This is a genomic window from Variovorax sp. YR750 (assembly GCF_900109805.1).
GTDB classification, from domain to species: Bacteria; Pseudomonadota; Gammaproteobacteria; order Burkholderiales; family Burkholderiaceae_C; genus Variovorax; species Variovorax gossypii.
This window is the reverse complement of the sequence record NZ_FOBJ01000010.1, coordinates 295,878-311,601: the sequence shown is the minus strand read 5'-3', so window position 1 is coordinate 311,601 and position 15,724 is coordinate 295,878. Positions and strand designations below refer to the sequence as shown.

Below are 15,724 nucleotides of genomic sequence, written 5' to 3'. Positions count from 1 at the left end.
ATGACGTGGTCGCCCTTCTTCAGGGTGGTGACGCCGGGGCCGACGTCGACCACGATGCCCGCGCCTTCATGGCCGAGGATGGCGGGGAAGATGCCTTCGGGGTCGGCGCCCGAGAGGGTGTAGTAGTCGGTGTGGCAGATGCCGGTGGCCTTGATCTCGACGAGCACTTCGCCGAACTTCGGGCCTTCGAGGTCCACGGTTTCGATGGTGAGCGGGGCTCCGGATTTCCAGGCGACGGCGGCTTTGGTTTTCATGATGTTCGGTCTCGAAAGCGGGGGATGGGGGAGGATTCTCAGGCAGGGCCAGCAGGGAAGATACCCGACATGCCGATGAACCCGGGCAAGTGGCGGAAATCCCAGACCCAGTTTCGCAGCGCGGGAAACTCGTCGAGCGAAATGCCGCCTTCTCCCGCGAGCGCGACGTAGGGAAAGCAGGCGAGGTCGGCAACGGTGGGCCCGGGCGACGACGCGAGCCAGCGCAGGTCCTCGGCGGCGCGTTCGGCGAGATGGTCGTCGAGCACCCGGAACACGGCGCGCGCGCCGCTGCGGCAGGCCTCGATGTCGAGGTGGTGATAGCCGAGCGCGTCGTGCAGCCGCGCGGCCGATGCGGTGCGCGTGATCTCGTCGGCGGTGGCGAGCCACTGGGCGACTTCGCCGCGCAGCTTCGGGTCGGCGGGATACCAGCGGCCCTCCGCGTCGTGGCGGCTCGCGAGGTAGACCAGGATGGCCTGTGCGTCCCGCAGCACGAAGCCGTCGTCGTCGATCACCGGCAGCTGGCCCAGCGGATTGACGTTGGCGAGGAACGCGGCCGACTTGTGCTCGCGGCCGGGAAAGAAGTCGACCGGCACCGTTTGGTACGCAACGCCCAGCCAGGCCAGCATCTGCCGCACCTTGAAGCAGTTGCCCGAGAGCGGATAGTCGTAGAGCTTCAGCATCGTCATGCCGCGGCCCTCACGCCGAAGCGCATGCCGCGCTCGCGCAGCCATCGCCGGTAGGTGACGGAGGAGGTGTCGCCGCGCGTCGGCGTCTCGGCGCGGCCTTCGAGCGGCATGCGCTTGAAGGCGTGGTTCTCCAGGATGGGCTTGTCCTGTCCGAAGATGGTGTGCTGGAAGGCGATGAGTTCCGCGTCGGTGGAGCCGTCGTCGTAGCAGGCGAGCAGGGTGTGGGCGATGACGTGCTCGTCGTCGACCGGCTGCAGGAAGATGCCGATCGCGTCGAGCTCGCCCGCGCGGAAGCTCGACTTGTAGAGCATGGCCGAGAAGGGCTGCATCACGCGGTACTTGTAGAGCACTTCGCTGCCCGAAGCGTCGTGGGCTGCGGAAGCGCGCGGCTGCCAGAAGCGGCAGTCGGTGGCCCAGATCTCGCCGGTGGAGGGCTCCACCTGCACCTGGTACTGCGCCACCTCGGTGTGCGGAACCTTGCCGAGGTAGTCGGCATGCACGAAGGGAAAGTGCGCCATGTCGAGGAAGTTCTCGATCACGCGCAGCCCCGACACCGCGACGCCGATGCCGCCGCAGTCGACGAGGCGACGGCCGGGTTCGCCGTATTCGGGAAAGTCGAAGAGCGGCCGGGCAGGGCGGCCGCTGGGGCAGACCCAGAGGTAGCCGTAGCGCGGCTGCACGGCGAGCTGTGTGCTGCCGAGGCTGCAGTGGGGCATGCCTTCGGCGTCGGTCGACAGCAGCACTGCCTCGCCGAGCAGGCGGGTGGCGCGCGAGGCCGATGGCGCCGGCGCCGGGCCGACGACCAGCCAGTCGTCGAGCATGTTGGGATCGTCGGTGACGAAGGGCATGGTTCTTCTTTCAGCCTTGGGGCATGGCTTCGATTTCGGTGCGCAGCTGGCGGGTTGCTGCGTGCAAGGCCTTCATGGCGGCCGAGCCGGGGGGGGCTTCAGTCCACAGGTGGATGAAGGCGAGCCGGGGCTGGGCATCGAGGACGAGGGCGACGGTTTCCGTGCCGCCGAGCCGGCCGCGCCAGCCGGGAGCGGCCGGCCCTTCGGCTAGGCCATTGCGTGCCAGCGCTTCCCGTGCAGTACCGGCGGACGCGCGGACTGTCAGCGTGCGGCAGAAGTGCCAGCCGGCGGGAACGGCGCCACCCAGCGTATCGGGCGCGGGCGGAGCCTCGGGCGAGAGATGCACCCAGAGCATTCCTGCCGCCTCCGTCGTGCCGAAGGTCTTCGCGCAGACGTTGCGCGGTGCCTGCATGGCCGGATGCGCCGGGATGCTGGCGCATTGCCCGCTGCCGGCCTCGTATTGCCAGCCGTGGTAAGCGCAGGCCAGGCGGTTGTCGATGACCTGGCCCAGCGTGAAGCGCACGCTGCGGTGGGGGCAGCGGTTCTCCCAGGCCTGGGCGGTGCCGTCGGCGGCGCGCCAGAGCGCGAGTTCCTGGCCTTCGGCGAAGCCGGCGACGATGTTGGCGCCCGGGCGCAGGTCGGCCGAGCGCGCGACGGGGTGCCACGGGGCTGTGTTTTCAGGAGTGTTCATGGATCGTGGGGAATGCGCCGAAAGGGCGGCTGTTCGCCGGTGATACCGTACCGTTTCCGCCGCACCGATGAAAGTCACATGAAGAGACGCTGCTTTTCATTCCTGCAACGCTGGGCCGCATGAGCCGCATCGATCTCGCCCTGGTCGAGGCTTTCGTGCTGATCGCCCGCAGCGGCAGCCTCACGAAGGCCGAAAGCCTCTCCGGCGTTTCCAAGGCCACCTTGAGCCGCCAGCTCACGCGGCTGGAGGAATTGCTGGGCGCCCAGCTGCTGCTGCGCAGCCCGCGCCGAATCTCGTTGACCGAGGCCGGCCACGCTTTTCTCGCGCGCGGCGAAGGGCTGCTCGACGAAGTGAAGGGCCGGCTGGAAGAGGCCAGCACCGAGATCCATGCACTGACCACGGGCGTGTCGGGCAGCCTCTCGCTGCTGTCGGACACGCAGTTCAGCACCTCCTTCGTCTGCCACGTGGTCAAGCTGTTCCTGGAGGCTCATCCGGAGGTGCGCTGCCAGCTCGACGTGGCGAACGGCTTCCATGCGCCGCGCATCGCCGATGTCGATTGCTACGTGTGTTCCGAGCCGCCCGACGCGCCGAATCTCGTGGCCAGGCTGCTGGGGCGACTGAACTACGGGCTGTACGCGAGCCCGCAGTACCTGGCGCGGCACGGCACTCCCTCGTCGCCAAGCGAGCTGGCAGCGCACCAGTCGATCGTGATGAAGGAGCCGTCGGAGCGTTCGCAGGCGCTGCTGGTGTCGGGCACGGCCAGCTTCGCCTTCAGGCCCGAGCCCGCCTTCGAGACCAACGACCACTGGGTGATGAAGACCTTCTGCATCGATGGCCTGGGCATTGCACTGCTGCCGGTCTTCTTCGTGCGGCCCGAGCTGGAGCAGGGCGTACTGGTGCCGGTGCTGCCGCAGTGGCAGCCGGAGCCGCGGCGCATCTACTGCGCCTACCAGCGGCAGCGTTACATGGGGCAGAAGCTGCGCTCCTTCGTCGACCTGATGGCGCGCTGCGTGGTCGACATCGATTCGTACAACTACTACGTCGGCTCGACCGCCGCGCGCAGGCGCAGGACGGCCGCGAGAACATAATTGGCCTCCGTTTGCCAGACTCCGACAACCATCATGAAGAAGATCCTCGTCCTCAACGGCCCCAACCTCAACCTGCTCGGCACGCGCGAGCCCGAACAGTACGGTCGCGACACGCTGGCCGACGTCGAACGGCTGTGCAAGGAAACCGGCGCGAAGCACGGCGTGGAGATCGAATGCCGCCAGTCGAACCACGAGGGCGTGCTGATCGACTGGATCCAGGAAGCCGGCCGCGAGGTGGCGGCGGGCAACATGATCGGCGTGGTGATGAACCCGGGCGCCTACACCCACACCTCGATCGCGCTGCACGACGCCATCAAGGGCGCGAGCGTGCCGCTGATCGAACTGCACATCTCGAACGTGCATGCGCGGGAGGAATTCCGCCACCACTCGTACATCTCGCCGGCGGCGAAGGGCATCATCGTGGGGCTGGGCGTGAAGGGCTACATCCTCGCCATCACGGCGCTGGCGACCTGACCCTTCGCCTTCGATCGATCAATCAATAGAGTTGCTTCGGCGCCGAGGCCTTCCAGCTGCGGCTGATGCGGCCCTGGCTGTCGATGCTTTCCAGGTGCACGTCGAAGCCCCAGAGCCGCGCGACGTGCTTGAGCACTTCTTCGGCCGTGTCGTGCAGCGGCAGGTTGTTGCGCTGCGTGTGTCGCAGCGTCAGCGAGCGGTCGCCGCGCATGGCCACGTTCCACACCTGGATGTCGGGCTCGCGGCTGCCCATGTCGTACTGGCGTGACAGCGATTCGCGCAGCGCGTGATAGCCGCTGTCGTCGTGGATGGCCGACACCTCGAGTTCCGATTCGCTCTGGAAGTCGCGGATCGCGAAGAGGCGGAAGTCGCGCATCGTCTTCGGGCTCAGGAACTGGCCGATGAAGCTCTCGTCCTTGAAGTTGCGCATCGCGTAGTCGAGCGTGCGCAGCCAGTCGGTGCCGGCGAAGTCGGGGAACCAGCGACGGTCTTCCTCGGTCGGCTTCTCGCAGATGCGGCGCAGGTCGGTGTACATCGCGAAGCCCAGCGCATAGGGGTTGATGCCGCTGTAGGCGCGGTGGCCCACCGGCGGCTGGAAGATCACGCTGGTGTGCGAGCTGAGCCACTCCATCATGAAGCCGTCGGCCAGTTGGCCGCGGTCGTACATGGTGTTGAGCAGCGTGTAGTGCCAGAAGGTGGCCCAGCCCTCGTTCATGACCTGGGTCTGGCGCTGCGGGTAGAAGTACTGCGCGATCTTGCGCACGATGCGTACCACCTCGCGCTGCCACGGCTCGAGCAGCGCGGCGTTCTTCTCGATGAAGTAGAGAAGGTTCTCCTGCGGCTCCGAGGGGAAGCGCTTGGCGGCATCGGCCTCGGCCGCCTGCTCGCTCTTGCGCGGCAGCGTGCGCCAGAGGTCGTTGACCTGCTGCTGCATGTGGCGCTCGCGCTCGGCGCGCTGCGCGCTTTCCTGTGCCAGCGAGCGCTTCTGCGGACGGCGATAGCGATCGACGCCGTAGTTCATCAGCGCGTGGCATGAATCGAGAAGCTCTTCCACTGCATCGAGGCCGTGGCGCTCCTCGCACTCGGCGATGTAGTGCCGCGCATAGACCAGGTAGTCGATGATGGACGAGGCATCCGTCCACATCCGGAACAGGTAGTTGCCCTTGAAGAAGCTGTTGTGGCCGTAGGCCGCATGCGCGATCACCAGGGCCTGCATGGCCATGGTGTTCTCCTCCATCAGGTAGGCGATGCACGGATCGGAGTTGATGACGATCTCGTAGGCCAGCCCCATGTGGCCGCGCTTGTAGTTCTTCTCGGTCGAGATGAACTGCTTGCCGTACGACCAGTGGCGGTAGATCATGGGCATGCCCACGCTCGCGTAGGCGTCCATCATCTGCTCGGCCGTGATGACTTCGAGCTGGTTCGCGTACACGTCGAGGCCGTAGCCCCTGGCGGTCTTCGCGATCTCGGAGTGGTAGGTCTCGATGAGCTCGAAGGTCCAGTCGGAAGGGCTGGGCAGGCGCTCCAGCCGCGGCAGGCTGGTGGCAGGCGGGGGAGCGGAGACGGCGAGGTTCATGACGTGACCCCTTCCTTCTTGAACAGGTCGCGGAAGACCGGGTAGATGTCTTGTGCGTCGGACACCTTGCGCATCGCGAAGTTGGGCTCCACGCCCTCGAGCTGCTGGTATTCCTGCCACAGGTTCTGCTCGGTCTCCGCCACCTGAACGTAGGCGTAGTAGCGCACCACCGGCAGGATGTTCTCGACCAGCAGCTCGCGGCAGCGGCCGCTGTCCTGGTGCCAGTTGTCGCCGTCGCTGGCCTGCGCGCCGTACACGTTCCATTCGCCGCTGGGGTAGCGCGCCTTGATGATCTCGTCCATCAGCACCAGCGCGCTCGACACGACCGTGCCGCCAGTCTCGGTGGCGTGGAAGAACTCTTCCTCCGTCACCTCCTGTGCCTGCGTGTGGTGGCGCAGGAAGACCAGGTCGATCTTCTCGTAGTGCCGCGTGAGGAACATGTACAGCAGCATGAAGAAGCGCTTGGCCATGTCCTTGCGCGCCTCGTCCATGGAGCCCGAGACGTCCATCAGGCAGAACATCACGGCCTTGGCGCTGGGCACCGGCGTCTTCACGCGGTTGCGGTAGCGCAGGTCGATGGGGTCGATGTAAGGCACGTGCCGCATGGTGCGGCGCAGCTCGGCGATGCGTTCTTCCGTCTCGCGGATTTCCTTCTGGATGAAGGGCTGCTCGACCTGCGGATGCCGCTGCAGGCTTTCGAGGTGCGCCTCCAGCCGCTTGAGCTCCTTGCGCGGTTCGCCCCCCAGCGCGATGCGACGGGCGAGGGCCCCGCGCATCGAGCGCACCACGTGCAGGTTGTTGGGCGAGCCGTCGCTGGTGAAGCCGGCTCGGTGGCTCTTCCACTCGGGCACGTCGGCGATCTGCGTGCGGATGAGGTGCGGCAGCGCGAGGTCGTCGAAGAAGACGCGCATGAACTCCTCGCGCGTGAGGCGGAAGACGAAGTCGTCCTCGCCCTCGCCGCTGTCGCTGGCTTCGCCGCTGCCCGAGCCGCCGTTGCCGCCGCCCTCGGGGCGCTTGATGCGGTCGCCCTTCAGGTACTCCTGGTTGCCCGGGTGCACGTACTCGCGGTCGCCGCCCCGGGCGTGGCCGAACACGGGCTCGGACACGTCGTGGCGCGGCAGGGTCACATCTTCGCCTTGTTCCAGTTCGCGGATGTTGCGGCCGCTGACGGCGCGCCTCACCGCTTCCTGGATCTGCCCCTTGTAGCGCCTGAGGAAGCGCTCACGGTTGCCAATGGACTTGTTCTTGCCCGATAGCCGGCGGTCGATGATCTGCTGCAGGATGGCCACGATGTTGTCAACGCTCCTTGCAAAGAGAAAACGAACGGGACGACGCTTTTTCTATGAACTCTTGCGCACCCGCAGATACCACTCGCAGAGCAGGCGAACCTGCTTGGCCGTGTAGCCCTTCTCGACCATGCGGGTCACGAAGTCTTCGTGCTTCTTCTGCTCGTCGGCACTGCTCTTGGTGTTGAAGCTGATCACCGGCAGGAGCTCTTCGGTGTTGGAGAACATCTTCTTCTCGATCACCGAGCGCAGCTTCTCGTAGCTGGTCCACGCCGGGTTGCGCCCCGCGTTGCCGGCCCGCGCGCGCAGCACGAAGTTGACGATCTCGTTGCGGAAGTCCTTCGGGTTGCCGATGCCGGCCGGCCGCTCGATCTTCTCGAGTTCGGCGTTGAGCGAGGCGCGGTCGAAGACTTCGCCGGTGTCGACGTCGCGGAACTCCTGGTCCTGGATCCAGTAGTCGGCGTAGGTGACATAGCGGTCGAAGATGTTCTGGCCGTACTCGCTGTAGCTCTCCAGGTAGGCGGTCTGGATCTCCTTGCCGATGAACTCGGCATAGCGCGGCGCCAGCAACTCCTTGATGTAGCTGATGTACTTCTGCTCGACCTCCGGCGGGAACTGCTCGCGCTCGATCTGCTGTTCGAGCACGTACATCAGGTGCACCGGGTTGGCGGCCACCTCGGAGCTGTCGAAGTTGAACACCTTCGAGATGATCTTGAAGGCGAAGCGCGTGGAGACGCCGCTCATGCCTTCGTCGACGCCCGCGTAGTCGCGGTACTCCTGGATCGACTTGGCCTTGGGGTCGGTGTCCTTGAGGTTCTCGCCGTCGTACACCTGCATCTTGCTGAAGGTGCTGGAGTTCTCCGGCTCCTTCAGGCGGGTGAGCACCGAGAGCTGGGCCATCATGCGCAGCGTTCCGGGGGCGCAGGGCGCCTTCGCCAGGGACGAGTTGCGCACCAGCTTCTCGTAGATCTTGATTTCCTCCGAGGCGCGCAGGCAATAGGGCACCTTGACGATGTAGATCCGGTCGAGGAAAGCCTCGTTGTTCTTGTTGTTGCGGAAGGCCTTCCACTCGCTCTCATTGCTGTGCGCGAGCACGATGCCATCGAAGGGGATGGCGCCGAAGCCTTCTGTGCCCTTGAAGTTGCTTTCCTGCGTGGCGGTCAGCAGCGGGTGCAGCACCTTGATGGGCGCCTTGAACATTTCCACGAACTCCAGCAGGCCCTGGTTGGCCAGGCACAGGCCGCCGGAGTAGGAGTAGGCATCGGGATCGTCCTGGGCGAAGGTCTCGAGCTTGCGGATGTCGACCTTGCCGACCAGCGAGGAGATGTCCTGGTTGTTCTCGTCGCCCGGCTCGGTCTTGGCCACCGCGATCTGCCGCAGCACCGACGGGTAGCGCTTGACGACCTTGAACTGGCGGATGTCGCCGCCGTACTCCTCGAGCCGCTTGACGGCCCAGGGCGAGAGAATTCGATTCAGGTAGCGGCTCGGGATGCCGTATTCCTTTTCAAGGATCTCGCCGTCCTCGACCGTGTCGAAGAGGCCGAGCGGGGATTCGTTCACCGGCGAGCCCTGGATGGCGTAGAAGGGCACGTGCTCCATGAGCTGCTTCAGGCGCTCGGCGATCGAGCTCTTGCCGCCGCCCACCGGGCCCAGGAGGTAAAGGATTTGCTTCTTTTCTTCCAGCCCCTGCGCGGCGTGGCGGAAATAGGACACCACCTGCTCTATGGCGTCTTCCATGCCATAGAACTCCTTGAACGCCGGGTAGATCTTGATGACCTTGTTGGCGAAGATCCGCGAAAGCCGGGGATCGTTGCGGGTGTCGACCAGCTGGGGCTCCCCGATGGCCTTGAGCATGCGCTCGGAGGCCGTGGCGTAAGCCATGGGATCGCGCTTGCAGATGTCCAGGTAGTCCTGCAGCGAGATGACTTCCTCGCGGGTGCGCTCGTAGCGGGCGGCAAAGTTGCTGATCACATCCATGGTCACGCCTCCTTCAGGTCGATGGGCTTTGTGCCCGATGGCGTGCAGCAAAGGCGTTGCGCAACATTAAAAGGTGTGCCTGCCCATGGCTGCATGCCGCGGAAAACTCCCTTACAACAATCTGCTAACAATCAGCATAAAGCAAAGATTGAACCCGGCAAATCATTTGTTAATTCAGAACCACGCCAGCAAGTAAAGTTCAACAAAAAACAAGGAACAAATTTCCGGATTTCAGGTAAATTCAAAGGCTCGCTTTCCCAATTCTCTCCGGGTGAAAACACCTATGCCGAATGGCCATCGTCCGTCTTTGGCTTTTCTCCGGGAAAAAATCGCCTATTGAGCTTCGAGGCTCAAAAAAGAGGCGTCTCCTGCTGCAATAACGCGCGATCTGCCGTTCGGTTTATTGCTCAGCCCAAAAAAATATAAAAGCAATCCTCGCGCCACTTTTGGGTGGGCGGCTTGCGCGAACCGGCGTGGGAGGCTGGCTCGGGAGAGTGCCGGCATGCTTCGCGAAGGTGCGAAGCGCACTGAAGGCGTGCTCGCCATGAGGCGGGGAGGCCCGCATGCACCAACATGAAGGCCCTGAAACGGCAAAGGGCCGCAGTGCGGCCCTTGCTGGAGGGGGATGCGTCCCTGGGGAGTGAAGTCCCCGGTGTTACATCTCCGATGGGGAGGAGGATCGACGCATTGCGCCGGCACCCGATGGCACGCGGGAACAGCCCTCGGGCTGCCCCTCTTCGCACATCTTTGGTGCCTTCCGATCCGTCAGCTGAAGAATTCCTTCGCCTTGTCGAACCAGCCCTTGTCGGTCGGGCTGTGCTTCTCGCCGCCCTTCTTGAGCGACTCGTCGAGTTCCTTGAGCAGCTTGCGCTGGAACTCCGTGAGCTTCACCGGCGTCTCGACGCGCACGTGGCAGTACAGGTCGCCCGGATAGCTCGAGTTCACGCCCTTGATGCCCTTGCCGCGCAGGCGGAACTGCTTGCCGCTTTGCGTGCCTTCGGGAATGTCGATGGCAGCCGCGCCCTTAAGCGTGGGCACGTTGATCTCGCCTCCGAGCGCCGCCGTGGTCACGCTCACGGGCACCACGCAGTGCAGGTTGTCGCCGTCGCGCTCGAAGATGTCGTGCTTCTTGAGCCGGATCTCGATGTACAGGTCGCCCGGCGGGCCGCCGTTGACGCCGGGCTCGCCGCTGCCGGTCACGCGCATGCGCTGGCCGTCGTCGATGCCGGCGCGGATCTTCACCTCGAGCGTCTTGTTGCGCTTGATCTTGCCCTGGCCATGGCACGCGGTGCAGGGCTCGGGAATGATCTTGCCGCTGCCGTGGCAGGTGGGACAGGTCTGTTGCACGCTGAAGAAGCCCTGGCGCATCTGCACCGCGCCCGCGCCGTGGCAGGTGGTGCAGGTGATGGGCTTGGTACCGGGCTTCGCGCCCGAGCCGTGGCAGGTCTCGCATTCGTCCCAGGTGGGGATGCGGATCTCGGTGGTCTTGCCCTCCGCCGCTTCCTCGAGCGTGATCTCCATCGCGTAGCTCAGGTCGCTGCCGCGGAAGACCTGGCGGCCGCCGCCCCCTCGGCCACGGCCGCCGCCGAACACGTCGCCGAAGATGTCGCCGAAGGCCTCGGCGAAGCCGCCGAAGCCTTCCGCGCCCGGGCCGCCGCGCATGTTGGGGTCGACGCCGGCATGGCCGTACTGGTCGTAGGCCGCGCGCTTCTGCCCGTCGGACAGCATTTCGTAGGCTTCCTTCACCTCCTTGAACTTGGCCTCGGCCTCCTTCGAGGTATCGCCGTGGTTGCGGTCAGGATGGTGCTTCATCGCGAGCTTGCGATAAGCCTTCTTGATTTCTTCCTCGCTCGCGTTCTTGGGGACGCCGAGGGTTTCGTAGTAGTCGCGTTTGGTGGCCATGACAGGTCGATCGGGAGATCAGGGGAGCAGCGGGAACTCGGGTAACTTGAAGCGAGAAAGGCTGGAGCACCTTTTCAGGTGTTCCAGCCTTGTCCAGGGGACTGAAGATCAGCCCTTCTTGACTTCCTTCACTTCGGCGTCGACCACGTTGTCGTCGGCCTGCGCGTGTGCGGAAGCTTCCGCGCCACCGGCGCCGGAGGCTGCCGATGCACCCGCCGCGGCGGCCTGCGATTCGGCATACATCTTCTCGCCGAGCTTCTGGCTCGCGGTCATCAGCGTGTTGGTCTTGTCCTCGATCGCGGCCTTGTCTTCACCCTTGAGGGCTTCCTCGAGGTCCTTGATCGCGGCTTCGATCGCGTCCTTCTCGGCGGCTTCGAGGCTCGCGCCATGCTCGCCCAGCGACTTCTTCACGCTGTGCACCATGGCCTCGCCCTGGTTGCGCGCCTGCACGATCTCGAGCTTCTTCTTGTCGTCGGCCGCGTTCAGCTCGGCGTCCTTCACCATCTTCTGGATCTCGTCCTCCGAGAGGCCCGAGCTCGCCTTGATGGTGATCTTGTTTTCCTTGCCGGTGCCCTTGTCCTTCGCGCCGACGTGCAGGATGCCGTTGGCGTCGATGTCGAAGCTCACCTCGATCTGCGGCGTGCCGCGCGATGCCGGCGGAATGCCTTCGAGGTTGAATTCGCCCAGCAGCTTGTTGCCCGCGGCGATGTCGCGCTCGCCCTGGAACACCTTGATGGTCACGGCAGGCTGGTTGTCTTCCGCGGTCGAGAAGGTCTGCGCGAACTTCGTCGGGATCGTGGTGTTCTTGGCGATCATCTTCGTCATGACGCCGCCCATGGTCTCGATGCCCAGCGACAGCGGGGTCACGTCGAGCAGCAGCACGTCCTTGCGGTCGCCCGAGAGCACCTGGCCCTGGATGGCGGCGCCGACGGCCACGGCCTCGTCGGGGTTCACGTCCTTGCGCGGATCCTTGCCGAAGAAGGCCTTCACCTTTTCCTGCACCTTGGGCATGCGGGTCATGCCGCCGACCAGGATCACGTCGTTGATGTCGCCCACGCTGATGCCGGCGTCCTTGATGGCCAGGCGGCAGGGAGCGATGGTGCGCTCGATCAGCTCGTCGACCAGGCTCTCGAGCTTGGCGCGGGTGAGCTTGATGTTCAGGTGCTTCGGACCCGAGGCATCGGCCGTGATGTACGGCAGGTTGATGTCGGTCTGCGCGCTGTTCGACAGCTCGATCTTGGCTTTCTCGGCGGCTTCCTTCAGGCGCTGCAGAGCGAGCACGTCCTTGCTCAGGTCGACGCCCTGTTCCTTTTTGAACTCGCCGATGATGTAGTCGATGATGCGCTGGTCGAAGTCTTCGCCGCCCAGGAAGGTGTCGCCGTTGGTCGACAGCACTTCGAACTGCTTCTCGCCGTCGACGTCGGCGATCTCGATGATCGACACGTCGAAGGTACCGCCGCCGAGGTCATACACGGCGATCTTGCGGTCGGCCTTGTCCTGCTTGTCGAGGCCGAAGGCCAGGGCGGCAGCGGTGGGCTCGTTGATGATGCGCTTCACGTCGAGGCCGGCGATGCGGCCGGCGTCCTTGGTGGCCTGGCGCTGGGCGTCGTTGAAGTAGGCCGGCACCGTGATCACGGCTTCGGTCACTGTTTCGCCGAGGTAGTCTTCGGCGGTCTTCTTCATCTTGCGCAGGATGTCGGCGCTGACCTGCTGCGGGGCCATCTTCTTGCCGCGCACTTCCACCCATGCGTCGCCGTTGTCGGCCTTGGCGATGGTGTAGGGCATCAGGTCGATGTCCTTCTGGACTTCCTTTTCCTCGAACTTGCGGCCGATCAGGCGCTTGATCGCGTACAGCGTGTTCTTGGGGTTGGTGACGGCCTGGCGCTTGGCCGAGGCACCGACCAGCACTTCACCGTCTTCCTGGTACGCGACGATCGACGGCGTGGTGCGCGCACCTTCCGAGTTCTCGATCACACGCGTGGTGTTGCCTTCCATGATCGACACGCACGAGTTGGTGGTGCCGAGGTCGATGCCGATGATCTTTGCCATGTTCTTACTCCTGAAAGCCTGAAAAATATGTTGTTATGAACTTGTGGATAACCCGTCGCGATTCAAGGTATGACGCGGGGATTTCCTGTGGGAATCGTGTGTGCCGTTGTGAGCCGCCGTGTGCCGGTTACTTCGGCGCGCTGACCGTGACCAGCGCCGGGCGCAGCACGCGCTCGTTGATCGTGTAGCCCTTCTGCAGCACGCTCACCACGGTGTTGGGTTCCTGGTCGGCGGGGACCATCGAAATGGCCTGGTGCAGGTGCGGGTCGAACTTCGTGCCGGGTGCGGGGGCCACTTCGACCACCTTGTTGCGCTCCAGCGCGCTCTTGAGCTGGCGCAGCGTGGCCTCGGCGCCTTCGCGGATCTGCTCGGGCGTGGCGTCCTTGACGGCCAGGCCGGCTTCCAGGCTGTCGGTCACGGGCAGCAGGCTTTCGGCAAAGGCCTCGACGGCGAACTTGCGGGCCTTGCTGACTTCCTCGTCGGCGCGGCGACGGGCGTTCTGCACATCGGCCTGGGCGCGCAGGTACTGATCGGCAAGCTCGGCATTCTTGGTCTGCAGGGCGGCGAGTTCGCCTTGTGCCACGGCCAGGGCGTCGAGCGCCTCGGCTTCATTGGCGAATTGCGCAGCCTCCAGTTCTTCGGGGCTCGGCTCGCCTTGCAGCATTTGAGAATTCTTCGCGGATTGTTGCGGGTCAGACATTTTTCAAAGAACCGGTACGGGCCGGAAAACAAACAACAGCCAGCCACATGGGGCTGGCCAGAGGCATTTCAAGCGAAAAAATGCGGCCAAATGGGCCGCAGGAGCACTGAAACTCAGGCAATTCAGCCGGGAACACCGCGGAACCGGCTTTGCCGGGCCGCAGGTGTTGCCCCCGGTAGGGGGTTGGCGAAGCGACACGAAGTGCGCGAAGCCTGGGGGCGAGCTTCGGTCAGTGGGCGTCGAGGAGTTCCACGTCGAACTTCAGGGTGGCGTTCGGGGGGATCACGCCGCCGGCGCCGCGGGCGCCATAGCCCAGCGATGCGGGAATGATCAGCGTGCGCTTGCCGCCGATCTTCATGCCGGCCACGCCTTCGTCCCAGCCCTTGATGACCTGGCCCGCGCCCAGCGAGAAGGCGAAGGGGTCGTTGCGGTCGCGGCTCGAGTCGAACTTGGCGCCTTGCACGCCGTCGTTGTAGAGCCAGCCGGTGTAGTGCACATGCACGTGGTGGCCGGCCTTGGCTTCGGCGCCGGTGCCGACTTCGGTGTCTTCGTATTGCAGGCCGGAGGGAGTGGTGGGCATGGGAAACGCTCCTTGCGTCGATGTGAGATCCGTGGATCGAAGGCGCGGAGTTTACCGAGGCCCGGCAGGCGGCCCTGCGGTCCGTCAGCCGTGGCTGGTGTCGTCGCCGGGCGCCGCGGGCGTAGGCGCAGGCGCCGCGAGTGGCTCGGGAGAGGGCGCCGCTGCAGGCGGAACCGGGGCTGCGGCGGGGGCGGCCGAGGTGGTCGGTGCGGCGGCGGCAGGCGCGGTTGCGGCAGCCTTCTTCATCTGGCCGAGCTGCCACTTGCCGGCGAAGGCCTGCAGGTCGGACAGGCGCTTGAGCAGGTCCTGCCCGCTGAGCGTGAGGCTGTAGCCGTCGCTGCCGTGGCCGACGAGGCCGGCTTCGCGCAGTTCCTTGATGCGGGTGTTGAGCGTGTTGGGAGTGATGCCGCCGACGCTGTCCTGCAGCAGCCGGAAGGTCTGCGCGTGTCCGTCGCGCAGCGCCCAGAGCACGCGCAGTGCATAGCGGGCTTCGAGCAGGGCGAGCAACTGGCTGACGGCTGCGTTTTCCTTGGTACTCATCGACATCATCTCCTCGAAGCTGGGCGGGCCGTCGGCCTGTGGGGCAGGGCGACGCCTCGCGTTCTTGTGGTTGGTATGAACCGTCTCGTTGGCCGGCGACTATAGCTCAATCGATGAGGATGCTACTAGTTTTGTAGCTGTCAAGGCAATCTGGATGCGGGTTGTGAGACAAAGCCTCACAAATTGGTGTATTCGGCCATGGCTTCGCCCAACCGGATCGCGCGGCCTGGCGACCACTGCGGGTTGAAGCCCAGCGCGGGCGCCGGGAAGAGCATGACGACGGTGGAGCCCAGCAAGAATCGGCCCATCTCGTCGCCCTTGCGGATGTCGATCTGCTGGTCGGCGTAGTGCCACTCGCGCAGCTCGCCCACGCGCGGCGGGTTGACCACGCCATGCCACACGGTGGCCATGCTGCCGACGATGGTGGCGCCCACGAGCACCAGCACGAAGGGGCCGCGCGCCGACTCGAAGACGCACACCACGCGTTCGTTGCGAGCGAAGAGGCCGGGCACGCCGCGCGCCGTCGTCGGATTCACCGAGAACAGGTCGCCCGGCACGTGGATCATGCGCACCAGCCGCCCGTCGCAGGGCATGTGGATGCGGTGGTAGTCCTTCGGGCTCAGGTAGAGCGTGGCGAAGCTGCCGTGCGCGAACTTCGCGGCCAGCGTGGCGTCGCCGCCCACCAGCGCGGTTGTCGTGTAGTTGTGGCCCTTGGCCTGGAAGATCTGGTCGCCTTGAATTGCGCCGAACTGGCTGATCGCGCCGTCCACCGGGCAGATCAGGTCGGCCTGCGCGATGGGCCGGGCGCCAGGCTTGAGTTCGCGCGTGAAGAACTGGTTGAAGCTCTTGTAGTGGCTGATGTCCGACTCGAGCGCCTCGCCCATGTCCACGCCGTACTTGGCCACGAAGCGCCGGATGATCCAGGTCGTCACCGCCCCCCGCTCCTTGCCCGCGACCCAGCCGGCGAAATTGGTCAGGGCCTGTTTGGGAAACAGGTATTGGGGCAGTACGGCAGAGCGGTCGGACACGTGGGAAGGATCTGGAAAGCGGATCGGAGGGGCATTCTATAAAGG

At 65.1% G+C, this 15,724-nt stretch carries 15 protein-coding genes and 1 pseudogene; 3 read left to right on the top strand and 13 right to left on the bottom strand.

Features of this window, described 5'->3' with window-relative positions; all coding sequences use genetic code 11:
• The 4 genes from BMY35_RS21825 to BMY35_RS21810 all read right to left on the bottom strand — a co-directional run.
• The coding region (locus BMY35_RS21825; RefSeq protein ID WP_177213672.1) for an alcohol dehydrogenase catalytic domain-containing protein at window positions 1-254 on the bottom strand (254 nt) is incomplete at its 3' end.
• A gap of 38 nt (window positions 255-292) precedes the next feature.
• A complete protein-coding gene (locus BMY35_RS21820) occupies window positions 293-934 on the bottom strand; it encodes a glutathione S-transferase family protein (RefSeq protein ID WP_093203621.1) in 642 nt (213 codons plus the stop codon).
• 2 nt (window positions 935-936) lie between these two features.
• Window positions 937-1,788 (bottom strand): aromatic ring-hydroxylating oxygenase subunit alpha, encoded by an 852-nt coding sequence (locus tag BMY35_RS21815; RefSeq protein ID WP_093203571.1) that lies wholly within the window; start codon window positions 1,786-1,788, stop codon window positions 937-939.
• Window positions 1,789-1,798: 10 nt separating this feature from the next.
• Window positions 1,799-2,479 (bottom strand): Rieske (2Fe-2S) protein, encoded by a 681-nt coding sequence (locus BMY35_RS21810; RefSeq protein ID WP_093203568.1) that lies wholly within the window; start codon window positions 2,477-2,479, stop codon window positions 1,799-1,801.
• 119 nt (window positions 2,480-2,598) lie between these two features.
• Here BMY35_RS21810 and BMY35_RS21805 point away from each other — a divergent pair, with 119 nt between their 5' ends.
• Both BMY35_RS21805 and aroQ read left to right on the top strand, forming a co-directional pair.
• Complete coding sequence (locus BMY35_RS21805; RefSeq protein WP_093203566.1) at window positions 2,599-3,567, top strand: LysR family transcriptional regulator; 969 nt, start codon at window positions 2,599-2,601, stop codon at window positions 3,565-3,567.
• Between the two features lie 33 nt (window positions 3,568-3,600).
• Window positions 3,601-4,041 carry a type II 3-dehydroquinate dehydratase gene (gene aroQ / locus BMY35_RS21800; RefSeq protein ID WP_093203563.1) on the top strand — a complete coding sequence of 147 codons (441 nt, stop codon included), beginning with the start codon at window positions 3,601-3,603 and terminating at the stop codon, window positions 4,039-4,041.
• A 22-nt stretch (window positions 4,042-4,063) separates the two neighbouring features.
• Here aroQ and BMY35_RS21795 read toward each other — a convergent pair whose 3' ends face one another.
• Genes BMY35_RS21795 through BMY35_RS21785 form a run of 3 tightly spaced genes read right to left on the bottom strand, consistent with a single transcriptional unit; the run spans window position 4,064 to window position 8,880 of the window.
• Window positions 4,064-5,617 carry a SpoVR family protein gene (locus tag BMY35_RS21795; RefSeq protein WP_093203560.1) on the bottom strand — a complete coding sequence of 518 codons (1,554 nt, stop codon included), beginning with the start codon at window positions 5,615-5,617 and terminating at the stop codon, window positions 4,064-4,066.
• Window positions 5,614-6,906: a YeaH/YhbH family protein gene (locus BMY35_RS21790; protein ID WP_093203558.1), complete on the bottom strand. Its 1,293-nt coding sequence runs from the start codon at window positions 6,904-6,906 to the stop codon at window positions 5,614-5,616. Before BMY35_RS21790 ends, BMY35_RS21795 begins: the two co-directional genes overlap by 4 nt.
• 51 nt (window positions 6,907-6,957) lie before the next feature.
• Entirely contained in the window at window positions 6,958-8,880 is a 1,923-nt protein-coding gene (locus BMY35_RS21785; RefSeq protein ID WP_093203555.1) for a PrkA family serine protein kinase, read from the bottom strand.
• 21 nt (window positions 8,881-8,901) lie between these two features.
• Between BMY35_RS21785 and BMY35_RS37765 the strand changes: the two genes are divergently transcribed.
• Window positions 8,902-9,306 carry a hypothetical protein gene (locus BMY35_RS37765; protein ID WP_143080711.1) on the top strand — a complete coding sequence of 135 codons (405 nt, stop codon included), beginning with the start codon at window positions 8,902-8,904 and terminating at the stop codon, window positions 9,304-9,306.
• A 339-nt stretch (window positions 9,307-9,645) separates the two neighbouring features.
• On the opposite strand, the gene dnaJ is transcribed toward BMY35_RS37765, so the two are convergent.
• The 6 genes and pseudogenes from dnaJ to asd form a co-directional block, all read right to left on the bottom strand.
• Window positions 9,646-10,782 carry a molecular chaperone DnaJ gene (gene dnaJ / locus BMY35_RS21780; RefSeq protein ID WP_093203552.1) on the bottom strand — a complete coding sequence of 379 codons (1,137 nt, stop codon included), beginning with the start codon at window positions 10,780-10,782 and terminating at the stop codon, window positions 9,646-9,648.
• A gap of 108 nt (window positions 10,783-10,890) precedes the next feature.
• Window positions 10,891-12,831 carry a molecular chaperone DnaK gene (dnaK, locus tag BMY35_RS21775; protein WP_093203550.1) on the bottom strand — a complete coding sequence of 647 codons (1,941 nt, stop codon included), beginning with the start codon at window positions 12,829-12,831 and terminating at the stop codon, window positions 10,891-10,893.
• 127 nt (window positions 12,832-12,958) lie between these two features.
• Complete coding sequence (gene grpE, locus BMY35_RS21770) at window positions 12,959-13,531, bottom strand: nucleotide exchange factor GrpE (RefSeq protein WP_093203547.1); 573 nt, start codon at window positions 13,529-13,531, stop codon at window positions 12,959-12,961.
• A gap of 229 nt (window positions 13,532-13,760) precedes the next feature.
• Entirely contained in the window at window positions 13,761-14,111 is a 351-nt protein-coding gene (locus tag BMY35_RS21765; protein ID WP_019655816.1) for an FKBP-type peptidyl-prolyl cis-trans isomerase, read from the bottom strand.
• A 237-nt stretch (window positions 14,112-14,348) separates the two neighbouring features.
• Window positions 14,349-14,651: pseudogene (locus BMY35_RS21760) on the bottom strand (winged helix-turn-helix transcriptional regulator); the annotation flags it as partial.
• Between the two features lie 176 nt (window positions 14,652-14,827).
• Window positions 14,828-15,679 (bottom strand): archaetidylserine decarboxylase, encoded by an 852-nt coding sequence (gene asd, locus BMY35_RS21755; RefSeq protein ID WP_093203544.1) that lies wholly within the window; start codon window positions 15,677-15,679, stop codon window positions 14,828-14,830.
• Window positions 15,680-15,724: the final 45 nt, after the last annotated feature.

Excerpts from the sequence above, each read along its gene's own strand:
- BMY35_RS21820 (WP_093203621.1), bottom strand. The coding sequence starts at position 934 with ATGCTGAAGCTCTACGACTATCCGCTCTCGGGCAACTGCTTCAAGGTG.
- BMY35_RS21815 (WP_093203571.1), bottom strand. The coding sequence starts at position 1,788 with ATGCCCTTCGTCACCGACGATCCCAACATGCTCGACGACTGGCTGGTC.
- BMY35_RS21810 (WP_093203568.1), bottom strand. The coding sequence starts at position 2,479 with ATGAACACTCCTGAAAACACAGCCCCGTGGCACCCCGTCGCGCGCTCG.
- BMY35_RS21805 (WP_093203566.1), top strand. The coding sequence starts at position 2,599 with ATGAGCCGCATCGATCTCGCCCTGGTCGAGGCTTTCGTGCTGATCGCC.
- aroQ (WP_093203563.1), top strand. The coding sequence starts at position 3,601 with ATGAAGAAGATCCTCGTCCTCAACGGCCCCAACCTCAACCTGCTCGGC.
- BMY35_RS21795 (WP_093203560.1), bottom strand. The coding sequence starts at position 5,617 with ATGAACCTCGCCGTCTCCGCTCCCCCGCCTGCCACCAGCCTGCCGCGG.
- BMY35_RS21785 (WP_093203555.1), bottom strand. The coding sequence starts at position 8,880 with ATGGATGTGATCAGCAACTTTGCCGCCCGCTACGAGCGCACCCGCGAG.
- BMY35_RS37765 (WP_143080711.1), top strand. The coding sequence starts at position 8,902 with ATGGGCTTTGTGCCCGATGGCGTGCAGCAAAGGCGTTGCGCAACATTA.
- dnaJ (WP_093203552.1), bottom strand. The coding sequence starts at position 10,782 with ATGGCCACCAAACGCGACTACTACGAAACCCTCGGCGTCCCCAAGAAC.
- dnaK (WP_093203550.1), bottom strand. The coding sequence starts at position 12,831 with ATGGCAAAGATCATCGGCATCGACCTCGGCACCACCAACTCGTGCGTG.
- grpE (WP_093203547.1), bottom strand. The coding sequence starts at position 13,531 with ATGTCTGACCCGCAACAATCCGCGAAGAATTCTCAAATGCTGCAAGGC.
- BMY35_RS21765 (WP_019655816.1), bottom strand. The coding sequence starts at position 14,111 with ATGCCCACCACTCCCTCCGGCCTGCAATACGAAGACACCGAAGTCGGC.